24 protein-coding genes, 1 tRNA gene and 1 pseudogene are annotated in these 21583 nt (G+C 30.9%); 17 read left to right on the top strand and 9 right to left on the bottom strand.

All coding sequences use genetic code 11. The features are described 5' to 3' along the window. Positions 1-2: 2 nt before the first annotated feature. Positions 3-287, bottom strand: coding sequence for a DUF493 family protein (locus L2Z92_RS12080; RefSeq protein ID WP_379677220.1), 285 nt, complete (start codon positions 285-287; stop codon positions 3-5). Positions 288-418: 131 nt separating this feature from the next. On the opposite strand from L2Z92_RS12080, the gene L2Z92_RS12075 reads away from it, so the two are divergent. The 5 genes from L2Z92_RS12075 (at position 419) to L2Z92_RS12055 (ending at position 4954) form a co-directional block, all read left to right on the top strand. Then, positions 419-958, top strand: coding sequence for an AAA family ATPase (locus L2Z92_RS12075; RefSeq protein WP_236453489.1), 540 nt, complete (start codon positions 419-421; stop codon positions 956-958). A gap of 40 nt (positions 959-998) precedes the next feature. Further along, positions 999-2888 carry a RecQ family ATP-dependent DNA helicase gene (locus L2Z92_RS12070; protein WP_236453486.1) on the top strand — a complete coding sequence of 630 codons (1890 nt, stop codon included), beginning with the start codon at positions 999-1001 and terminating at the stop codon, positions 2886-2888. Further along, positions 2888-3835, top strand: coding sequence for a methionyl-tRNA formyltransferase (gene fmt / locus L2Z92_RS12065; protein WP_236453482.1), 948 nt, complete (start codon positions 2888-2890; stop codon positions 3833-3835). The genes L2Z92_RS12070 and fmt overlap by 1 nt, the downstream gene beginning before the upstream one ends. A gap of 177 nt (positions 3836-4012) precedes the next feature. Continuing rightward, complete coding sequence (locus tag L2Z92_RS12060) at positions 4013-4288, top strand: HU family DNA-binding protein (protein ID WP_236453480.1); 276 nt, start codon at positions 4013-4015, stop codon at positions 4286-4288. 105 nt (positions 4289-4393) lie between these two features. Continuing rightward, positions 4394-4954, top strand: a complete 561-nt coding sequence (locus L2Z92_RS12055) for a YqgE/AlgH family protein (protein ID WP_236453477.1) — start codon at positions 4394-4396, stop codon at positions 4952-4954. Here L2Z92_RS12055 and L2Z92_RS12050 read toward each other — a convergent pair. Continuing rightward, positions 4947-5789: an aminotransferase class IV gene (locus L2Z92_RS12050; protein WP_236453474.1), complete on the bottom strand. Its 843-nt coding sequence runs from the start codon at positions 5787-5789 to the stop codon at positions 4947-4949. The genes L2Z92_RS12055 and L2Z92_RS12050 overlap by 8 nt on opposite strands. A 54-nt stretch (positions 5790-5843) precedes the next feature. Next, complete coding sequence (locus tag L2Z92_RS12045) at positions 5844-6236, bottom strand: START-like domain-containing protein (protein ID WP_236453472.1); 393 nt, start codon at positions 6234-6236, stop codon at positions 5844-5846. 147 nt (positions 6237-6383) lie between these two features. Between L2Z92_RS12045 and L2Z92_RS12040 the strand changes: the two genes are divergently transcribed. Both L2Z92_RS12040 and L2Z92_RS12035 read left to right on the top strand, forming a co-directional pair. Continuing rightward, positions 6384-6457, top strand: a tRNA-Met gene (locus tag L2Z92_RS12040). A gap of 67 nt (positions 6458-6524) precedes the next feature. Continuing rightward, positions 6525-7763, top strand: coding sequence for a tyrosine-type recombinase/integrase (locus tag L2Z92_RS12035; protein ID WP_236453469.1), 1239 nt, complete (start codon positions 6525-6527; stop codon positions 7761-7763). Here L2Z92_RS12035 and L2Z92_RS12030 read toward each other — a convergent pair. Beyond that, positions 7760-9019, bottom strand: a complete 1260-nt coding sequence (locus L2Z92_RS12030) for a Y-family DNA polymerase (protein ID WP_236453468.1) — start codon at positions 9017-9019, stop codon at positions 7760-7762. The two genes, L2Z92_RS12035 and L2Z92_RS12030, sit on opposite strands and share 4 nt — an antisense overlap. 2 nt (positions 9020-9021) lie before the next feature. Beyond that, positions 9022-9471 (bottom strand): LexA family protein, encoded by a 450-nt coding sequence (locus L2Z92_RS12025; protein ID WP_236453466.1) that lies wholly within the window; start codon positions 9469-9471, stop codon positions 9022-9024. 490 nt (positions 9472-9961) lie between these two features. Here L2Z92_RS12025 and L2Z92_RS12020 point away from each other — a divergent pair, with 490 nt between their 5' ends. After that, positions 9962-10498 carry a hypothetical protein gene (locus L2Z92_RS12020; protein WP_236453463.1) on the top strand — a complete coding sequence of 179 codons (537 nt, stop codon included), beginning with the start codon at positions 9962-9964 and terminating at the stop codon, positions 10496-10498. A 47-nt stretch (positions 10499-10545) separates the two neighbouring features. Here L2Z92_RS12020 and L2Z92_RS12015 read toward each other — a convergent pair whose 3' ends face one another. After that, positions 10546-10680 (bottom strand): hypothetical protein, encoded by a 135-nt coding sequence (locus tag L2Z92_RS12015; protein ID WP_262912974.1) that lies wholly within the window; start codon positions 10678-10680, stop codon positions 10546-10548. Between the two features lie 52 nt (positions 10681-10732). On the opposite strand from L2Z92_RS12015, the gene L2Z92_RS12010 reads away from it, so the two are divergent. Both L2Z92_RS12010 and L2Z92_RS12005 read left to right on the top strand, forming a co-directional pair. Beyond that, positions 10733-12271, top strand: coding sequence for an IS1182 family transposase (locus tag L2Z92_RS12010; RefSeq protein WP_236453460.1), 1539 nt, complete (start codon positions 10733-10735; stop codon positions 12269-12271). Between the two features lie 94 nt (positions 12272-12365). Next, positions 12366-12995, top strand: a complete 630-nt coding sequence (locus L2Z92_RS12005) for a hypothetical protein (RefSeq protein ID WP_236453457.1) — start codon at positions 12366-12368, stop codon at positions 12993-12995. A gap of 453 nt (positions 12996-13448) precedes the next feature. Here the strand turns inward: L2Z92_RS12005 and L2Z92_RS12000 are convergent. Next, a pseudogene (locus L2Z92_RS12000) lies at positions 13449-14516 on the bottom strand (IS110 family RNA-guided transposase). 287 nt (positions 14517-14803) lie between these two features. On the opposite strand from L2Z92_RS12000, the gene L2Z92_RS11995 reads away from it, so the two are divergent. The 3 genes from L2Z92_RS11995 (at position 14804) to L2Z92_RS11985 (ending at position 17459) form a co-directional block, all read left to right on the top strand. Beyond that, on the top strand, positions 14804-16342 hold the full coding sequence (locus L2Z92_RS11995; protein WP_236453454.1) for an IS1182 family transposase: 1539 nt from the start codon (positions 14804-14806) through the stop codon (positions 16340-16342). Between the two features lie 78 nt (positions 16343-16420). Next, entirely contained in the window at positions 16421-16990 is a 570-nt protein-coding gene (locus L2Z92_RS11990) for a hypothetical protein (RefSeq protein ID WP_236453453.1), read from the top strand. Positions 16991-17135: 145 nt separating this feature from the next. Continuing rightward, positions 17136-17459 (top strand): hypothetical protein, encoded by a 324-nt coding sequence (locus L2Z92_RS11985; RefSeq protein WP_236453451.1) that lies wholly within the window; start codon positions 17136-17138, stop codon positions 17457-17459. Positions 17460-17851: 392 nt separating this feature from the next. Here L2Z92_RS11985 and L2Z92_RS11980 read toward each other — a convergent pair whose 3' ends face one another. Then, the gene (locus L2Z92_RS11980; protein WP_236452898.1) at positions 17852-17989 is read right to left on the bottom strand and encodes a hypothetical protein; all 138 of its coding nucleotides are present in this window, start codon (positions 17987-17989) and stop codon (positions 17852-17854) included. Between the two features lie 31 nt (positions 17990-18020). Continuing rightward, on the bottom strand, positions 18021-18539 hold the full coding sequence (locus L2Z92_RS11975; protein WP_236453449.1) for a hypothetical protein: 519 nt from the start codon (positions 18537-18539) through the stop codon (positions 18021-18023). 515 nt (positions 18540-19054) lie between these two features. On the opposite strand from L2Z92_RS11975, the gene L2Z92_RS11970 reads away from it, so the two are divergent. The 4 genes from L2Z92_RS11970 (at position 19055) to L2Z92_RS11955 (ending at position 21527) form a co-directional block, all read left to right on the top strand. After that, the gene (locus L2Z92_RS11970) at positions 19055-19579 is read left to right on the top strand and encodes a GNAT family N-acetyltransferase (protein ID WP_236453447.1); all 525 of its coding nucleotides are present in this window, start codon (positions 19055-19057) and stop codon (positions 19577-19579) included. A 155-nt stretch (positions 19580-19734) separates the two neighbouring features. Further along, positions 19735-20076: a hypothetical protein gene (locus tag L2Z92_RS11965; RefSeq protein WP_236453445.1), complete on the top strand. Its 342-nt coding sequence runs from the start codon at positions 19735-19737 to the stop codon at positions 20074-20076. A 322-nt stretch (positions 20077-20398) separates the two neighbouring features. Beyond that, positions 20399-21043: a DUF1266 domain-containing protein gene (locus L2Z92_RS11960; protein ID WP_236453442.1), complete on the top strand. Its 645-nt coding sequence runs from the start codon at positions 20399-20401 to the stop codon at positions 21041-21043. Positions 21044-21071: 28 nt separating this feature from the next. Next, entirely contained in the window at positions 21072-21527 is a 456-nt protein-coding gene (locus L2Z92_RS11955; protein ID WP_236453440.1) for a hypothetical protein, read from the top strand. Positions 21528-21583 lie beyond the last annotated feature (56 nt).

Genomic DNA, 21583 nt, shown 5'->3' with positions numbered 1-21583 from the left:
AATTATAATGATATTATACCCTCAATTCCTGAAAGTTCTTGATATTTATTAATTACACTCTGAGGGTCTTTCATTTGAACACTCACAGATATACTTGTATATTTTCCCGTTTTTGAGTGCTTTGTTGTTATTACCGCTCCCATTTTGTCAAATGCATTTTCAACTTTGTTTACTTTTTCAACATCTGCCGGTACAATAAATTTATATAAATATTCTGATGGCCACAATGTATTATTAGCCAATTCTTCTTTTAAACGTATATAAAAGTCTTCCGTTTTCTTATCCATCTTCATTCCTATTTTTGAATAGCAAATATACTTTTTTAAGTTAAGAATTAATATTTTAAAAAGCATAAAATTTAAAAGTTGAATACATTTTCAAAAAAAACTACTTTTGCATTTCATATTTTATTAATATAATGGATAAAGAAATAATAGTTTTAATAGGAGGACCAAGTTCAGGAAAGACAACTTTAATAAATGCTTTAATTAAAAAAGGACATATTTGCTATCCTGAAATATCAAGAGACGTTATTAAAGAAGCTCAAAAGCAAGGAATTGAACAATTATTTTTAGAAAAACCATTACTTTTTAGTGAACTTTTATTAGAAGGTAGAATTAAGCAATTTAAACAAGCGACTGAAGAAAAAGAGCCTATTGTTTTTATTGATCGAGGTATCCCTGATGTTTTAGCCTATATGCATTATATTGGCGATAGCTATCCTGATAGTTTCCACAAAGCTTGTTCTGAATATAAATATTCTAAGATTTTTATTCTTCCTCCTTGGAAAGATATTTACGTGAGTGATAAGGAACGTTATGAAAGCTACGAACAAGCAATTTTAATTCAGGATCACCTTAAAGAAACCTATTCTAGTTTTGGTTATGAGTTAATCGAAATCCCTAAAGATACTGTAGAAAACAGAGTCAATTTTGTACTACAAAACCTATCTAAATAGTTTTTCGTAGTTTTAAAGAATACTAAGCTAATTTTTTCAAATGACAGCATCACTACAAATTCTTCAAAAATACTGGAAACACGATACATTTAGAGCACCGCAAGAAGAAATTATAAATACCGTTTTAGCTGGTAACGATACTTTTGCCTTGTTGCCTACTAGCGGTGGTAAATCTGTATGCTTTCAAGTTCCAGCTATGGTTCTTGAAGGAATTTGTATTGTTGTTTCTCCTTTAATTGCTTTAATAAAAGATCAAGTTCAAAATTTACAAAAAAAGAACATTAAAGCCATTGCGCTACTTGGTGGTATTTCTCAAAATGAGATTATAGAACTACTCGACAACTGTCAGTTTGGTGATTACAAGTTTCTATATCTTTCTCCAGAACGTCTTCAGCAAGACTGGATTATTGATCGTTTAAAACAACTTCCTGTAAACCTAATTGCAGTTGATGAAGCACATTGTATTAGTCAATGGGGACACGATTTCAGACCTTCCTATTTAAAGATTGGTCAATTGAAGACCCATTTTCCAAAGGTCCCATTTTTAGCATTAACAGCATCAGCTACAAATCGTGTTGAAAAAGATATTATCAATAATTTAAAACTCGAAAATCCGAAAATTTTCAGAAAATCATTTGCTAGAGATAACCTGGCTTTTCATGTTATAAAAACGGAAGATAAATTCTACAAAATCAATCAAATACTCAAAAAAAATACACAACCAAGTATTATTTATGTTAGAAACAGAAAAGCCTGTGTAGAAAACACAAATAGACTTACTGCTTTAGGAATATCTAGTACTTATTTTCATGGCGGACTTAGTAGTAAAGAAAAAGAAACCAACATGTCGCTTTGGATGCAAAACAAAGTACAAGTTATTGTAGCAACTAATGCTTTCGGAATGGGAATTGACAAACCTGATGTTAAAACAGTTATTCACATTCAATTACCTGAAAATTTAGAAAATTACTACCAAGAAGCTGGAAGAGCTGGAAGAAATAACCAAAAAGCATTTGGAATTCTATTAATTAGCCCTGGAGACATTAAGACTGCAAAACAACAATTCTTATCTGTACTTCCAGACAAAAATTTCCTGAAAGAAACCTATATTAAGCTAAACAATTACTTTCAAATAGCCTATGGTGAAGGATTTGGCGAACAGTTTTCTTTTAATTTAAATCATTTTTGCACCCAATACAAATTCCCTGTTTTAAAAACATACAATGCATTACAATTTCTTGACAGACAAGGAATAATTACGCTACAGAATGAATTTTCCGAAAAAGTAAACCTTCAATTTATAACGCCTAGTAAAGAAATCCTCCGATACATGAGTCTAAACCCTCATAATGAAGAAATCGTGACAACCATCCTTAGAACCTATTCTGGAATTTTTGAATTAGAAACACAAATAAATACAACTTTAGTTGCGAAAAAAGCTAAATCTACAGAAGAAAACGTTTTAAAAGTGATTACTCATCTACACGAAAACAACTATATAAATCTACACATTCAAAATAACGATAGTAGTATTACATTTAACGAAGCTAGAGAAGATGCTTTAACTATTAATCGTGTCGCTAAATTTTTAGAAAATCAAAACGAATTAAAAACAGACCAATTAAGACAAGTTGTCAATTATGCTTCAACCGATAAATGCAAAAGCAAATTACTACTTGAATATTTCGATGAGAAAAACATTAAAAACTGCGGTATTTGTTCTTTTTGTATTACCAAAAATAAAGACAAGAAAACCTATATCGAATTAATAGAAAAAATTCTGCAGCTTCTAAAAAACACTAATTTAACTTCCAGAGAAATAGAAAATCAATTATCTACAACTTCAGAAGACACTATCTTTGCTATTCAGACTTTACTTGAAAACGACAAAATAGCAATTAATTCATACAATCAATATTACCTAAAATAATGGAAAAATTAAAAATCGTATTCATGGGAACTCCTGACTTTGCAGTTGGAATTCTTGATACTATCTACAATAATAATTATGATATAGTTGGAGTTATCACCGCACCAGACAAACCAGCAGGAAGAGGACAAAAAGTAAGCATGAGTGCCGTTAAGCAATATGCGCTTGAAAAAAAACTACACTTACTTCAACCAACTAATCTTAAAGATGAAAACTTCCTAGCAGATTTAAAAAAACTAGAAGCTAATCTTCAAGTAATTGTTGCTTTTAGAATGCTACCCGAAGTAGTTTGGAAAATGCCAAAATTAGGAACTTTTAATCTTCACGCATCCCTTTTACCACAATATAGAGGCGCTGCCCCTATAAATTGGGCTATTATTAATGGAGAAACAAAAACTGGTGTAACTACATTTTTTATTGATGATAAGATAGATACTGGAGCAATGATACTTCATAAAGAAACTCCAATTGAAAACAACGAAACAGTTGGAGAGCTACATGATCGATTGATGCTTTTAGGTTGTGATGCTGTAATTGAAACTCTAGAACTAATTTCTAGCGGAGAAGTAAACACAACTATTCAGGTAGAAAATAAAGAAATTAAAACCGCTTATAAATTAAACAAAGACAATTGTAAGATAGATTGGTCAAAAAAAGGAAAAGAAATCCACAACCACATTAGAGGACTAAATCCCTATCCTGCAGCTTGGACATTCATAAAAGACAACGACAACGAATGGAATGTTAAATTATATGATGTCATTTTTGAAAACGAAAGTCACAATTACCCTGTGGGGAAAATTTTTTCTTCTAAAAAAGAATTAAAAATAGCAACACATGATGGTTTTTTATCAATTAATAGCCTACAATTTCCTGGAAAAAGAAAAATGACAACTCAAGAACTTTTAAACGGAATACAACTAAGCGATAATTCTATAGCACTATAAAGCCTTATAAACATTGATATTAAGCAAAAAAATTAAAAATCAAAACAAGGTTATTAACAAAATATCTATTTTATTAACAATTCTACTTAAAATACCAGTAAACACTTGCACAATTCAGTTATACAACTAATTTTGTGTAAAATAATTAAGTTTAACCAAATTAATAAACATTTTATTATGAACAAATCAGAATTAATCGATGCGATGGCAGCTTCTGCTGGAATTACAAAAGCAGCTGCTAAATTGTCTTTAGAGTCATTTTTAAGCAACGTTGAGGGTACTTTAAATAAAGGTGGTAGAGTTTCATTAGTAGGTTTTGGTTCTTGGTCTGTTTCTAAAAGAGAAGCTAGAGACGGAAGAAACCCACAAACTGGGGCAACAATTAAAATCGCAGCTAAAAATGTAGTAAAATTTAAAGCTGGAGCAGAGTTAGACGCAGCAGTAAATAAATAATATATTTTTTACATAAAATTAAAATCCCGCAAATGCGGGATTTTTTTTATTGAAATTTGATTTTATAAAGTTTTTTTGATAATTTTAAGATAAATTAATTTGCTTATGATATCAGTTTTACCCAAAAAAGGCCATTTGCTGATAGCGGAACCTTCTACAATTGGTGACAATTCTTTCAATCGTTCTGTTGTTTTGCTTGCTGAGCATAATAATGAAGGATCGGTTGGTTTTATCTTAAATAAACCATTCAACTACTCAATTTGTGATTTAGTTCCAGAGATTGAGGCTGGTTTCAAAGTTTATAACGGAGGACCTGTTGAACAAGATAACCTCTATTTTATACACAATGTTCCAAACATTATTCCAAATAGCGTAGAGATCGCTAATGGCATATATTGGGGAGGTGATTTTGAAACAACAAAAAACCTCATCAATAATGGTCAGATTTCTAAGAACAATATTCGCTTCTTCCTTGGATACAGTGGCTGGGAAACAGCTCAACTAGAAAATGAATTAAAAGAAAATTCATGGATTGTTGCTGAAAACAAATTAAAAAGCAAAATACTTTCTAAATCGTCTCAGCATTTCTGGAAAGAAAAAATAATTGAACAAGGTGGAGAATATGTGCTTTTTTCAAATTCCCCATCAGACCCAATGCTCAACTAAGTCGAACTTGAGCATTTAACCGTAACAATAAATCGTTTGCAGTTTTAACAACAAACTCTTTTTTTCTATATTTCGTTATTGGCTGTATTCCTTTAACAACATTTGTTATAAATAATTCATCTGCTTTTTGCAAATCAAATGGAGAAATAGATTTCTCAACAACTTCTAATCCTTCAATTTTTTTTGCAATTGCCAGAATCTGCTTTCGCATTATCCCATTCAAACAACCATCGCTAACAGGAGGTGTTATTAGTGTGTTATTCATTTTCATGAACAAATTTCCTTGAAGTGCCTCAATTACATTTTTCTCGTCATTTAAAAGCAAACAATTTTCATAACCGTTTTCATGTGCAAAAATACTTCCCGTAATCTGCACCATCTTATTGTTCGATTTTAAGGTTGAAAACAACTGTTTGGTTACATATGCATCCTTAAAAAGCTCTACTTCATAAGGAGTATTCTCTATACTGTATAAATCATTATCTAAAGCAAGAAAAGTAATTACAAAATCAACATCGTTTGTTTTAGGTAAATAAAAACCACCCTCTTTTCTGCAAACAGAAAAACGCACTCTATAGGCATTTGATTTATTATTACCTGATTGTATTAACGATAAAATTTGTTCTTCAAAATACTCCATAGTAAAGTTCATAGGTATTTCCATTCTAAAAATACGCATAGAAGCCATAAATCTGAAATAATGATCCTCTAGGAACAAAACTTTATTATTTAACACCCTCAACGTTTCGAAAACAGCATCTCCATATAAAAAAGCTCTATTGTTTTCAATATTTACAGCACTACTCTCTTGTATATTTCCATTAAAATTTATCATAGCAAAAAAAATCCCGATTAAAAATCGGGACAAATATAATCTTTATAATTTATTTTAGACAGAGCCTAAGACATGTTTTAAATCAGAAATTTGATTTTCCCACAATAACTTTGATTCATCGATTTCATCTTCTTCTGCAAAATCTACAATTACAATAGAAACATCTTTTGTAATCTCGTCTTCCATTATTTTAATCTCGAAAAAATATTCCGTATCATTTCCGTCTTCATCTAACCAACGAAATTTAACTCTCTCTCCAGCTCTTTTAGCCATTAATTTAGCCTTTTCTTCTGAATCATCCCATATAAATGTAAAAAGTTCTCCTCTAGAATTTACATTATCAGCAAACCATTCAGACAAACCTGAAGGAGTAGAAATATATTGATATAACAATGATGGTGAGGCATGAAAAGGGAATTCTAATTCGTATTTTACTTTTACTTCCATTTTTAAAAATTTATTTTGGAAATATATAGAGAATAATTTTAATATCCAAAAAAGAAAAAAAACATTTTTTTTGAAGAAAATATTTGCAATAAAAATAAATAGTTATATATTTGCACCCGCATTGAGAGAGATACTTGATGTTTTAATGGCGAGATAGCTCAGTTGGTTAGAGCGCAGGATTCATAACCCTGAGGTCCCGAGTTCAAATCTCGGTTTCGCTACAAAGTTGAAAAGTCAACAAAATAAGTACATCAAGCGGTTTTGGAGCGATCTAAAACCGTTTTTTTTATGACTATTTCTAACCAAATTTTAACAAACGCATACGCTAACGCATACGCTAACGCATACGAAAACGCATACGATTTAATCCTTTTGAAACAATTTTCTACACCTAGAATCTACACTGCAAACGACGATCTTTCTAAAAGATGGTATGTTTATTTTTCATTTAGAAATCCTGAAAGTGGAAAAATGGAAAGACAGACACCTATTTACGCAGGAATTAACAAACACAAGACACTCAAAGAAAGAACGGAAGCAGCTCAAAATATTAAATGGGCATTATATAAATTTCTTAAAAACGGTTTTAATCCCTATGAAAATTCGAAATTAGATGAGATTGAAAAGCATTATAACATTAAAGAAGCTTTTGAGTTTGGTTTAGAAATCAAGAAAAAAACACTTTCCGAAAATAGTTATTCCGATTATAGAATTAGAATTGCTAAATTTCAAAAATGGTTAATAACGAATGGACTTGACGAACTTTTAAAAATTGAGCATTTAACGAAAAAAATTGTTTCAACTTATTTGAATGAGGTTCTTCAGAAAACCTCTCCTATTAACAGAAACAATACAAGAGCGGTTATTTCAACGTTCTTTAAAACTCTCGAAGACGAAGATATTATTAAAGATAATTTTATAAAAAATATACCGATTTTAAAATCTACTCCCGAGAGAAACAAAACGTATTCAAAAGAATTAGAGGGTAAAATATTTGAAAAACTTAACGACGACCCTACTTTAAAGCTTTTTGTTCAATTCATTTCTTATAACTTCCTAAGACCTGTAGAGGTTGTGCGGTTGAAAATAAAAGACATTAACATTGAAGAACAAAAGCTTTTCGTGAAAGCTAAAAACAAAACCGACAAAATAAAAATAATACCCGATATTCTACTTAAAGAACTCCCTGAAATAAAACACCTGGATCAAGAATGTTTTTTATTTACTCCTAACGGTATTGGTGGAGAATGGGAAACAAAAGAAACAAATAGAAGGGATTATTTTTCAAAACGTTTCAATGAAGTTATCAAGAAACCTTTAAAACTTGGTAAGGATTATGGTTTATATTCCTTCAGACACACATTTATAACTAAACTCTATAAAGAATTAGCTATAAATTCAACTCCTTTTGAAGCAAAAAGTAAATTGATGCTTATTACTGGTCATTCTACAATGACAGCCCTTGATAAATACCTTAGAGATATTGATGCTGTTTTACCTGAAGATTATAGTAGTATGCTTAGTTAAACTTTTATCGTAATAATTTCAGCAATTTTTGTTGTAAAAGAATTCGAGAGTTTTTCTTGTTTCATTTTCCATTGCCTGCCTAAAGATTGATTTCCAAATTTAATCTTATTACTTCCGTAACTGTGATTTAATTTATCAATAACAGACATTAAAGGTTGGTGCTTAGGGTTAGATTCATTAAATAATGACAATTGTGTTTTGTCATTTGGTGTTAATCCCATTACAATGATTCCTGCTTTCTTATAACTATAGCCTTCTCTAAAAATAGCTTTTAGAGCAATTTGAGCATATCTATTCAGTTCAATAGTTGAGTTCGTTGGAAAATCTGTATTTATGGTTAAAGTTCTAGAATATTGTGGTTGATCCTTTCTAAAGTAATTCGTTTGCAAAAACAGTGTAAGCATATTACAATGACTATTTTGTTTCCTTAACTTCTCAGAACAGGAAGCTGTAAATGTTGCAATACGTTCTTCTATGTCTTCAATTTTAGTTAAAGACTTTTCAAATGAACGAGTTGTTGCAATTGTTTTTTTATTCTTTGGTGTTTCTAAGTCTAACGTTGGCTTACCTTCCAACTCATGTTTCAATCTTAAACCTACAACAGCCATTTCCTTTCTTACCCAATCATCGGACAATAATGTGAATTGATAAGCATTAAAAATATTCTTTGCTTGTAATCTTTTTGCATGCTTTCTACCAATCCCCCAAACATCTTCTATTTTTGTCCATTTTAATGCTTTAATTCTTTTTTCTTCATCATCTATAACATAGACACTTTTAGTCTTTTCAGGAAACTTCTTTGCAATCTTGTTCGCTACTTTAGCTAATGCTTTTGTTGCTGCAAAACCAACACTTATTGGAATTCCAGTTCCTTTAGTTACTTTCTTTTGAATAGAAACCCCGTATTCCTGCAAATTGTACAATTCAAAACCTGTAAACTTTAAAAAAGCTTCATCAATACTATAAACTCCTATATCTGGAGAGAAATTAGAAAGCAAATTCATTACTCTACTACTCATGTCTGCATACAAAGCATAATTTGAAGAGTAAACAAATACTTTATTTTGCTCAAATATTTTCTTAAATTCAAATGCAGGTGCACCCATCGGAATAGACAATGCCTTTGCTTCGTTTGAACGTGCAATAACACAACCGTCATTATTTGAAAGTACAACAATTGGCTTTCCTATCAAATGAGGTTCAAAAACCCTTTGACAAGAAGCATAAAAGTTATTACAATCAACTAATGCAAACATATTTAAAATGATTTAATACAATGAATAACAATTCCCCAAATCATTAACTCATTATCAGGAGTCACTTTTATTGGTTTATAATCTTCATTCTCTGCTATAAGCCAATAACAATCTTTGTCTTTTTTTATTCTTTTAACGGTAAACTCCCCATCAATTTGACAAATAGCAATCTTACCGTCCTGAGGTTCTAAACTCTTATCAATTACTAGCAAGTCACCATCAAAGATTCCTGCATTTTTCATTGAATGCCCTTTAACCTTTGCAAAGAAAGTAGTATCTCTATGCTTAATTAAAAACTTATTTAAGTCAATAGTTAATTCGATAAAGTCATCGGCAGGAGAAAGAAACCCAGCACTTATACCTGTATCTACAAAAGGAATTTCCATTTCTGTTGCATAGTCAGGTGTATAAAAATCTAATGATGTTGTGTTGTGTAAACTTCTTAATTTCATAATAGAGCAAAATTAAATAAGTTGAAACAAAAATCAGTTCAATAGCTCAAATAGTTATTAACTATAGTACATAGGTACAAAAAAATAAAACTTTTTTAACTCCATTACTAAAAACCGTAAAATTACTATTTACTTTCTCCTTAATTTTACAAACACAAAGAAAGTAAACAATACTTTTTTACAGAAATAAACCTTCTCTACGTATAAATACGTACAGAAAATAGCTAAAAATACGTATTTATACGCATTGCAAGATTGAAAAGGAAAGTTTAAATTTGAAAAATAAAGAATGCCGCTTATCATACATATAAACGAGTTGCCCATAATAAAAAAAAATGACAGCAGATTAAAAGTCCTTTTGATGATTTGTAAAAAATAAAAAGCAACGATAATTGAGCCAATCTATGCAAAAATGGGTAGCTATGCTCAATTAATTTGCAAAAAACTGAGCATATAAACGAGTTATAGGGCATTTTAAAAGACGACAACAATGAACTTTCAACTAAATGGAAATTTGGGAAATTGGCTGACACAACTAAATGGAAAGACAGTTGACAAAGTATTTCAAGTGGACTTCAATAACGACAGACACGGTGACATATATTTACCTTGGTTGTTTTTGATTACATTTTTTGACTATGACAAATTTTTAGAAATCGAAGGTGATTTTGACGGTGACCATATAAGAATTAACCTTTGCGACAACTCAGAGCTTGACAAAAAAATAAAAGAAAACAATCTGCCTGACGAACCGAATATGTGGCGTGTTTACGACACGGAAAAACAAGAGACACTTGGTAGACTTTTAGGGCAAAAAATTGAATTTATCGAGTATGGTATTGACAAAGATGAATTCGAAATCAACGGGACAAAAATTAAAGGACAAAAGGATGTTTTTGATTTTATATCATTCAACTGTAACGACCTTAAATTGACAATCTTTGAAAGTTCAGGACTTGGAGTTTCTGATGACCCTGGAGTAAAACTAATGTTCGAAGACACGTTTGACAGATATGCAACTAAATAGAAAAACGCCCTATAACAGCACCTACCCAAAAGTGGCGGTTCAGTGGTTCAATCAAGCATTGTACTTCTATAAACGTTTGTGCTTGGTTGACAGTGAAGTGCTTCAAAATCGCCACCTTCGGGTAGCTTCGAAACGTCAAACTGTCTAAAAACTTCTTTTTTATGCATCCTTATTTTTTGCATTAAAGTCTTTTAAATTACTTGGATGTTTAGTTGATTTTATGTAAATTTAAGTATGAAATTCATCACTGGAACCAACAGAAATCAACTTCCACTTTTTGCATTATCGATAGATGAAGCTATTGAACAAGACAATCAAATCAGGTTTATCGATCTTTTTGTAGATAGCCTTTCTCTTGCTGAATTTGGATTTAAAGTTGATTTCATCGAAAATGGAAGGCCTGCTTATCACCCTTCTGATTTATTAAAACTATTCATTTACGGCTACCTAAATCGCATACGTTCTTCTAGAACTTTAGAGAAAGAATGCACTCGCAATATTGAATTGATGTGGCTCTTAAAAAGGCTTGTTCCAGACCACAATACTATAGCTAACTTTAGAAAAAACAACCCAAAAGCTATTGCTCGCGTATTTCGTGCCACCGTAAAAATGGCAGCTCATTTTGAGCTAATAGGAGGAAGCCTTGTGGCTGGTGATAGCACAAAACTAAGAGCTCAAAATTCCAAGAAAAACAACTTTAATCCTGCGAAAATTGAACGTCATATTGCCTACATTGATGCACGACTTGAAGAATACAATTCTGCTCTAGCCAAAGAAGATGGAGATGCTATTGAGAAAGACCTGATAGTAAAGAAAATAAAAAAACACACTATTCAAAAACAAAAGTATATTGAATATCAAAACACAATCAATACTACAGGAGTAACCCAAATCTCTACTTCTGATCCTGATAGTCGACAAATAATGACTCGTAACAACATCTCTGAAGTAGCCTATAACGTGCAAACCGTAGTAGATGCATTGCATAATATTCCAATCGATTTTAAGGTAACTAATGAAAACGACTCTAAAGCTATGGGAGGCATGCTACGACGGGCTAAAACAATTTTAGAACACAACAACTTCATGGCCATTTATGATAAAGGATATCACACAGGTAGTGAGTTTGATTATGCCAATAGACTGGGTGTTGATGTACTAGTTGCCATTCCAGGAGTAGCCTCTCATGCTCCAAATATTGCTTTTGATGTCGAACATTTTAAATACAATAAAGAAGATGATACCTATACTTGTCCTGCCAATGAAATCTTAAGTACAAACGGAAATTGGTACAGCAAAAAAAATGGCAAATCAATCACTCAAATGAAGCATTATAAGACCAATGCTTGCTTGACTTGTACACTTTTCCATAAATGCACCAAAAATAAAAAAGGAAGACTCCTTGAACGTTCCCAACATGCCGACTTAATATACCAAAACAAAGTACGAATAGAAAATAACTATGAAGTATATCGAAGAAGACAAGCCGTCGTAGAACATCCTTATGGAGTTATAAAGCGACAATGGGATTTTTATTATATTATGACTAAGAAAACCATTAAACACGCATCAGCTGATGTAGGTCTCATTTTTACAGCCTATAATTTGCGAAGAATATTCAACTTGATTGACACAAATATGTTAAAACAGTATCTAAAAGTACTGTACTTACTTTTTTCAACTATAAAAAGCTTTTTTAAGGCTTTATTAGCTAATTTTAAATTTTGTAATCATGAAATATTACATCCAAAAAAGTTTTTTTGTGTAGCTTAAATCCGCTATTTTTACTTCAATTTATAACACAAAGTAAAATAAACGAAGGTTTTTAGACAAACTGACGTTAACAGTAATTTTAAAAAATCGAAAATTGAAGAAAATTTTATTTATAATAATTACATTAACAATTAGTCAACTAAATTATTCGCAGAATAAAATTCAACTGACAGAAAAAGACACTTTAAATCCTGAAATTATCGAAAACATTTTAGATTTCGAAGATATAAAGTTTAAGAATTATATTCTCAAAAATATTGCTCCAAAAAAGAAAAAAACAAAAATATATTATTATCAATATTTTAATAATCTAGAAGTTACTAAAGGTGAAATTAGTTATGTTTCAACAATTAAAAACTTGAATAAAGGAATCAAAAATGATTCTATTTTAAACATTAAATTATTTGTAAAAACTTTAGACTTAAATAAAATTAAAGTTCAGTTCTTTACCAATTATGAAAATGCTAAATCTAAATTAGAAAATTTAAGTTTTCAAAAATATGAAAATGAACCAAGTGAAATTGATATTGGTTTTGAAGACAATAAAAATACATCTGAAAAATCACAAATGTTTTTTAGAATAATAATTGGATATTATGCTGGTCGAAATTCTAATGATTTCGATTTAATAAATAGCTGTATAACATCCGATAAATTCAAAAAAATAAACCATACTTTTGACGAAGATTTGAACTATTTTGTTTTTGAGTTTGAGATAGAATAAAAACTACTGTTAACAGCCGTTCCTATGTAAAGCATCATTAAGTTATTAACAACTTTTGAGAGGGTTATATGTAAGGTGTTTTTCGAGTATAGAATTCTGTTTCAACGGCTTGTTGGAAAAGTTGGAAACAACTTTTTGTCAGCCGTAGGCTTTTGACAGAAAAAGTTATTCTAACTTTTTCAATAATGCCAATAATTCATATATCTTTTACTTCATAATATATCTTTTTATAATCTTAAAGCTCACGCTCCTATATGTGGTCTGCTTTGGGCAGCCACCAGCATCGATATGATTGTAAGACCCAAGAGCTCCGCTCGAACTGGCGAAGCAATAAATAAAATAGCTACCTGCTTGGCGATGTGGCTTCCTATTATAGAACCACCACGGCTGTTTTGTAGTCTATTTCTCTTGTATAGTTGAGCTTGTTAAGAAAGTTATACTTTGTTTATTTTATTATTCTACTACTAAATTATGATTTATTTGATAAGGTGTTTCGGTTTTGATTACCGATAAAATTCTTCTCGCCATTTTATGGGCTACTTTTATAATCACACTCTTTACGTTTTTCCCTTGATGTTTTCGGTAATAGTTTTGCATCTCTACATCTTTTCGAATAGCTATCCAAGCTGCTTCTACTAAATAACTTCGCAATTGAGAACGACTTCTCGGCGTAATCCCTAAACATTTTTCACTAGCTCCACTATTATAAATCCCAGGAACTAATCCAATGTAAGAACTAAATTGTCATTCATTATTAAAACGACGTAAATCGCCACATTCTGCCAAAATTACACTTGCTAAATAACCTCCTATTCCGGGAATACTTCTCAAAAGATTGTAATCTTTCTTATTGGTTTTTCGGCAATAAGCACGCATTTGATTGGCAATTTCTAAATATTCTGATTTGATAAACTTGAACATTCGTATTTTGCCTTGCAAGGCAAAATCACCACATGAAGTACTAAATCTCAATTGCTCTAACCACTCGATAAAAGCTTTACTCCAATTTGGATTATCAAACTTCTCAGGCACTTTAATTCCATGAAAAAGTAACATACTTTTTATATGTGATTTTGTCTGTCTAAGTTTCTTAGTTACTTGAGTTCTATGGCGAGCCAAAGTCATAAATTGTTCGTGCTCTTCAGTAGGAATATAAATTCCCTTTAGAACACCTGATCTTAATTGATTGGACAAGTTTTTAGAATCTAATGCATCCGTTTTTTGGTATCGCTCTTTATCTCCTGTCTTTACATCTGCAGGATTAACAACTAAAACATTCCAACCCAAGTTTAAAAAATAGCGTGCTGCTGAGAATCCACAACATCCCGCTTCGTAAACTAAGTCTACAGCGTGATTTGGAAATGTTCGCTCCACATATTGGTACAAATCCTCAGCATTAGAAGGCATCGAATACGTCTTGTGAAAAAATAAATCTGTTTGGATAGAAACTGTCCAGCTTTTTTTGTGAATATCTAAACCAATGAATATCTTTGGAATAGATAAAGTGTCTTGTAATTGCATATCTTCGTTTTTAGTACTCTCAAAGTTATGCTTTTACATAGATGCTTGTTGCAATTGCTAGGCTCGGTGTGTGTTCGGAATTTTGCTTCGCCTATTCACTTCGTTCGGGTCTCCGAAAATTCCACGAGGAGTTTTGTACTTGTAATCTTTTATCTTAAATTTACGCAACTGCCACAAGCGGCAACACGTCAAACTGTCTAAAAACTTCTTTTTTATGCATCCTTATTTTTTGCATTAAAGTCTTTTAAATTACTTGGATGTTTAGTTGATTTTATGTAAATTTAAGTATGAAATTCATCACTGGAACCAACAGAAATCAACTTCCACTTTTTGCATTATCGATAGATGAAGCTATTGAACAAGACAATCAAATCAGGTTTATCGATCTTTTTGTAGATAGCCTTTCTCTTGCTGAATTTGGATTTAAAGTTGATTTCATCGAAAATGGAAGGCCTGCTTATCACCCTTCTGATTTATTAAAACTATTCATTTACGGCTACCTAAATCGCATACGTTCTTCTAGAACTTTAGAGAAAGAATGCACTCGCAATATTGAATTGATGTGGCTCTTAAAAAGGCTTGTTCCAGACCACAATACTATAGCTAACTTTAGAAAAAACAACCCAAAAGCTATTGCTCGCGTATTTCGTGCCACCGTAAAAATGGCAGCTCATTTTGAGCTAATAGGAGGAAGCCTTGTGGCTGGTGATAGCACAAAACTAAGAGCTCAAAATTCCAAGAAAAACAACTTTAATCCTGCGAAAATTGAACGTCATATTGCCTACATTGATGCACGACTTGAAGAATACAATTCTGCTCTAGCCAAAGAAGATGGAGATGCTATTGAGAAAGACCTGATAGTAAAGAAAATAAAAAAACACACTATTCAAAAACAAAAGTATATTGAATATCAAAACACAATCAATACTACAGGAGTAACCCAAATCTCTACTTCTGATCCTGATAGTCGACAAATAATGACTCGTAACAACATCTCTGAAGTAGCCTATAACGTGCAAACCGTAGTAGATGCATTGCATAATATTCCAATCGATTTTAAGGTAACTAATGAAAACGACTCTAAAGCTATGGGAGGCATGCTACGACGGGCTAAAACAATTTTAGGACACAACAACTTCATGGCCATTTATGATAAAGGATATCACACAGGTAGTGAGTTTGATTATGCCAATAGACTGGGTGTTGATGTACTAGTTGCCATTCCAGGAGTAGCCTCTCATGCTCCAAATATTGCTTTTGATGTCGAACATTTTAAATACAATAAAGAAGATGATACCTATACTTGTCCTGCCAATGAAATCTTAAGTACAAACGGAAATTGGTACAGCAAAAAAAATGGCAAATCAACCACTCAAATGAAGCATTATAAGACCAATGCTTGCTTGACTTGTACACTTTTCCATAAATGCACCAAAAATAAAAAAGGAAGACTCCTTGAGCGTTCCCAACATGCCGACTTAATATACCAAAACAAAGTACGAATAGAAAATAACTATGAAGTATATCAAAAACGTCAAGCCATTGTGGAACATCCTTATGGAGTTATAAAGCGACAATGGGATTTTTATTATATTATGACTAAGAAAACCATTAAACACGCATCAGCTGATGTAGGTCTCATTTTTACAGCCTATAATTTGCGAAGAATATTCAACTTGATTGACACAAATATGTTAAAACAGTATCTAAAAGTACTGTACTTACTTTTTTCAACTATAAAAAGCTTTTTTAAGGCTTTATTAGCTAATTTTAATTTTTGTAATCATGAAATATTACATCCAAAAAAGTTTTTTTGTGTAGCTTAAATCCGCTATTTTTACTTCAATTTATAACACAAAGTAAAATAAACGAAGGTTTTTAGACAAACTGACGTTGCCAGTAATATGAGAAAATCACTATTAATAATATTAATTCTTCCATTTTTAATGAATTCTTGTAAAGAGAAAAAAGATAATGGAACGGAAGAAAGTATTGGAATTGAAAAAATAATTAATCATTCTGAAAGTGCAGACAAAAATGAGATTTTAACTGATTCCGTTAAAATTGAAAATGATTCTATAATAATACCTGAATTTGTTATTAAGCTTGAATTAAGTGAGAAAGCTGAAAATAAACTCACGAAAGACAAAGAATCGGTTATTGTCCAAGCATATTTCTCTGGAATACCAAAAGACACATTAAATGAAGATTATGAAAAGTGGGGTAAAATACATATTGGCGGACATAATATAGAATTGTGGAATTCTAAAATTGCTTCCTTCAAAAACATCAAAATATCAAAAGAAGCATTTAACGAATTAGCTGACCCAAACTTTGAGGTATTAATTAATGTGTTTTCTGGAAGACATTCAACAGCATCAAATTTATTAGATTGTGAAATAATACAAGAAAGTATTGATTCCTTAAGAGGAAAGACGCATTTAATAAAAGGAAAATTAATATTTGGCGAATAAATACTACTAACAACACAGTGTATAATTTATTGCTAGTTCTAGCCTACTTACGAAAATCCTCGCGGATTTTCTATTCGGTTATTATTTGCTAAATTAGTTGCTTGAACACGCCACTAATCATACACAAACACGTAATAAAAATACAATGAATAAAACAATATTAACTGTTATTCTATTAATTACTATTATTTGTAATTTAAATGCTCAGAATGATTTGATTCCTCAGACAATTGAACAACAAAAAAAAGCTAAAAATATAGCTGAAAAATGGTTTACGCTTTTGATCGAAGGAGAAAATATAGATTCATTGATTACCATATCAAAAATCCCCTTTGCACTTGATAGAAAAAAAATTCTGAATTCAGAAGATGAACTGAAGGCATTTTATAATAAAGTAATTGAAAAAAAGGTAAACGCATTATGCCTAAAATTTCTTCAGAAGTATTTTATTCCAAATATGAAATTATAGAAAAATGTATTCCAATTAATGTTTTAATAATTAAGATAACTTCATTGGAGGGAGATTTAAAAGATGAAGTAGTTATAGTGAGCGTAGAAATTTCTGGAAACGATTTGAAAATAAATGGGTTTTCCGATTAAATACTACTCACAAAGATATGAGTAGACGGCTCTATCAGTAACTGACAGAGTACGCTTCTCAATTTAGCGAAGCGGTATCATGAAATACCAATGAAAAATAAACACTTCATTTCATACACCATCAAGCGTACGGTTCACGTACTCGGCGGTTCGCAAAAAAATGGGTTAAGTTGGATATAAACATCAGTTATCTTTAAACATAAAACCACAAAAAAACCGTTGCAACAAAAATTGCAACGGTTTTTTTAGCATTAAGAAAGTTTACTTTTTCTTCGATTTGGCTTTCTTCTTGGCGGTTACTTTAACCACAGCTCCACCTTTTACATATTTGTAGCCTTTCTTTAGTTTTGTTCCGCAAGAGGTTAATGCTTCTTTTTTACTTACTCTCTTTGTACTCATAATTGATTACGTTTTTTGATTGATGATTGATTTATTGTATTTGAAATGAAAACTCTGGAACGTTAGTAACGGGACCAGGTATATTTTCAGTTTGTTCTTCTTCTATTACTTCCGTTGTGCCGGTTGTTTTGTTGTCTAAATATTCTTGATATTTCTTAGGGTTGAACTTTTTAAAGCCTTCTTCCCAAACAACACACTCCCCCATTCCGTAACGACCTCTGTTTTCAATTAAGAAATCTTCTACTGTCATTATTGCATCGACTAAATGTGTCCAGCCTTGATCTCCTTTGAAGTCACCGCTTTTGGTAACTTCAAAAATTAAAATGAAGGATACGTTGGGATATTTTTTAATGAATCGTTTTTTGAAGTCTTCTGGCTTAATTTTCTCTAATCGTATGTAATCGGAGATCATGTCTATAAAAACGAACTTATACTTTCCTGTTGCAATTTCTTTTTCAAGTGCTTCTATGGTATCGGAATCATCAGGAAAGGCATTTGAATTGTCTGCTAACCCTGAGTTAATCCATAAACCCAGAGGTCCCGAGTTCAAATCTCGGTTTCGCTACAAAGTTGAAAAGTCAACAAAATAAGTACATCAAGCGGTTTTGGAGCGATCTAAAACCGTTTTTTTATGACTATTTCTAACCAAATTTTAACAAACGCATACGATTTAATCCTTTTGAAACAATTTTCTACACCTAGAATCTACACTGCAAACGACGATCTTTCTAAAAAGATGGTATGTTTATTTTTCATTTAGAAACCCTGAAAGTGGAAAATAAGAATAAAACCGAAACATATTGCTGTTTATTCTACAATGGTATTCATAAAAAAATCTTTCGAATGCTTCTCTTAACTAAAAATTATAATCAACCATTAAGCAACACAGATAAAACTGTCATAACAAATAAAAAACGCTCTTAATGGTTTGTTATTATAATTTATTATTTTTGGCTAACAACATAAAACGTGACGCTTATCAAACACATTTATCTTGCAATAGATAAATCGCGATAGTTTTACTAAACATATAAACACGATGTAGTCAATTAAATTATAAAGCTTATGCATAGAGAGTTTGAAACTGAGAGGTTATTAATAAGACCTACTTTAGAACAAGATGCTGAATTAATTCATCTATTAATGAATACTCCTAAGTTCATTAAATATGTAGGAGATCGAAAAATTAATTCAATCGAAGATGCAGAAAAGTATATTCAGGCAAAAATGCTTCCACAATTACATTCTCTTGGATATTCAAGTTATTCCTTAATTATAAAAGCAAATGGAGAAAAAATTGGTACATGTGGATTATACAACAGAGAAGGAGTTGATGGGATTGATATTGGATTTGGTCTTTTACCGCAATACGAAGGATTAGGTTATGCTTATGAATCTTCACAGCGGTTAATAAAAGTCGCGTTTGAAGAATTTGAAATTGAGGAAATTAAAGCAATTACATCAAAAGAAAATATTTCATCTCAACGTCTTTTAGAAAAATTAGGTTTAGAAAAGATAGGTACAACAAAATTGCCTAATGAAGATGATGAAATATTACTTTATACAAAAAGAAAACAAACAGTTAAATAGGTATTGGAAAACAAAAAAAACAAGTTGGATTTAAGAATCAGAAAAATGATTTTATAGAAAATTATTGAGAATGTTAATTCAATTTAAAAAAAGATTCTAAATTCCATAATTTACGAACCAATGATATATTTACCTGATTACTCAAAAGCTAAATTATGTGCATTTTAAAACAAATTGGAACCTATTTAATCTGGATAGTATTATCATTATTTATGGCTTTTGGATATATGCGAATTATCCTAGGTCCAAAACCTAAACCTTCAACTGGTTTAATGATAATGTTTGACTGGGTTTACGGTGTTGCTATACTACATGTTGGGGCAATAATTGGAAGTATAATTGCATTATTATATATTCTTATTGATGTTTTTTACCTTAAAAAGAAACTCAAAAACAATTCAAAAAGAACAATCATTCGTTTATTTATTATTACAGTCATCACTTTTATTGTAGGAATCACACATTATATATGTGAAAAAGTCATTGATATCATCTAAGAAACAATAGATAATAGCCTACTATATTAATACTATAAACAAAAGCTTTAGTTCAAACAACTATTTTTTCAATTAAAAAACAAAGAAAGCTATCTATTTACAGATAACTTTCTTTGTTTTTATAACAGTCTCAAAAACCTTCACCAGTATTTGTATAGTCGTTTTGTGTAAAATTCATCAAAAGAACAGAAACTCAAAAAGCACCGTATTTATAAACGAATATACATTCAAATACCACGAATTTATTTTATAAAGCACATAAAATAAGTTCCCTATTTTTTCTTCACACTATGTGTCTAATTTTGCCAAAAAATAAATAATTATGAAAATTTTAAACACAATGAAAATTGCACTCATCACTTTACTACCCTTCTTTATGTTACAATCATGCGGCTCTAGTACTTCTGAAAGAATAGAAGACGAACAATTAAGCAGTTTTATGTTAGGTGGTATTTATTTTTTTAATGGTTATGGAGATACAAATGATGTAGCTAACATGATGATTGGTGCCGGCTATACAACCGATCAAGAATTAGTAGGTGGTTATAAAGAAATTCTTGAATTCCCTTTTGATTCTTCTCAGGCTTCTGGTATTAAAAGCGTATTTAAATCGATGTGGAGCATCAACAATAAAGAACAACTTGTAGAAAGCATCAACGATCTAAAAACTAGAGAACACCCTTACAAAGCTTGGGATTATGCACGAATCGTTAACAATGCAAATATGGGGTATGCTTGTGGTTTTCTAACAAAAGAAGAGGTTATAAAAACAACATTAGAAATACTTCCATTAGCTAGAGAGAAATTTAAAAACTGGGATGACTATTTTGCAGACTTCAATAAAGGTAGAATTGATTGGAATCCAGAAGATAAAGACAGTAAATCTTTTGAAAACTTAGTCAATACAATTACTAAATACGACCGCTCTATTTACAAGATATTACCATTAAACGCAGACAAAGAATAAAACCAAGCAGAATTTAAACTTATTAAATATGAAAGTAACAACATATAAAACATTTGATAACACTACAGCTGAACAAGTAGAAAAACTATTAAAGGATAAGCTTGGAAATAAATACGAAATAAAATTATCTAAGAAAGCAACCAGCATGGCCGGTAAACTATTCACAGATGCTGCTAATGATTCTGTAACGGTTATAAAAAATGCATACCATAGAACAAAAGTCAACGTTGCAACTATTGATGACCCTTCTTCAGAAACAGGAGCTTACACAGCAATCTCTTACTCTGAAGCTAAATTAACGGGTTGGTTATCCATCTTACATGGTCAAGCAGGTCTGTTAGGAAAACTTGTTATCCGCTTAATATATGGAAATGCAGACGAGTTCTATGAAGAGGTAGATAATGTAATAAAAGTAAACATTAAAGGTGTAGAGGAAACTAAAAATGTTGGAATAGCATCCTTATTTAATAAGAAAAATAGCTAATACCATTTATCACTTGAATTTACTGTAATAAAGACCAGAGAAAGAAAAGGTCTAAA

This window comes from Flavobacterium jumunjinense, from assembly GCF_021650975.2.
GTDB classification, from domain to species: Bacteria; Bacteroidota; Bacteroidia; order Flavobacteriales; family Flavobacteriaceae; genus Flavobacterium; species Flavobacterium jumunjinense.
This window is presented reverse-complemented; position numbering and strand designations above follow the sequence as displayed.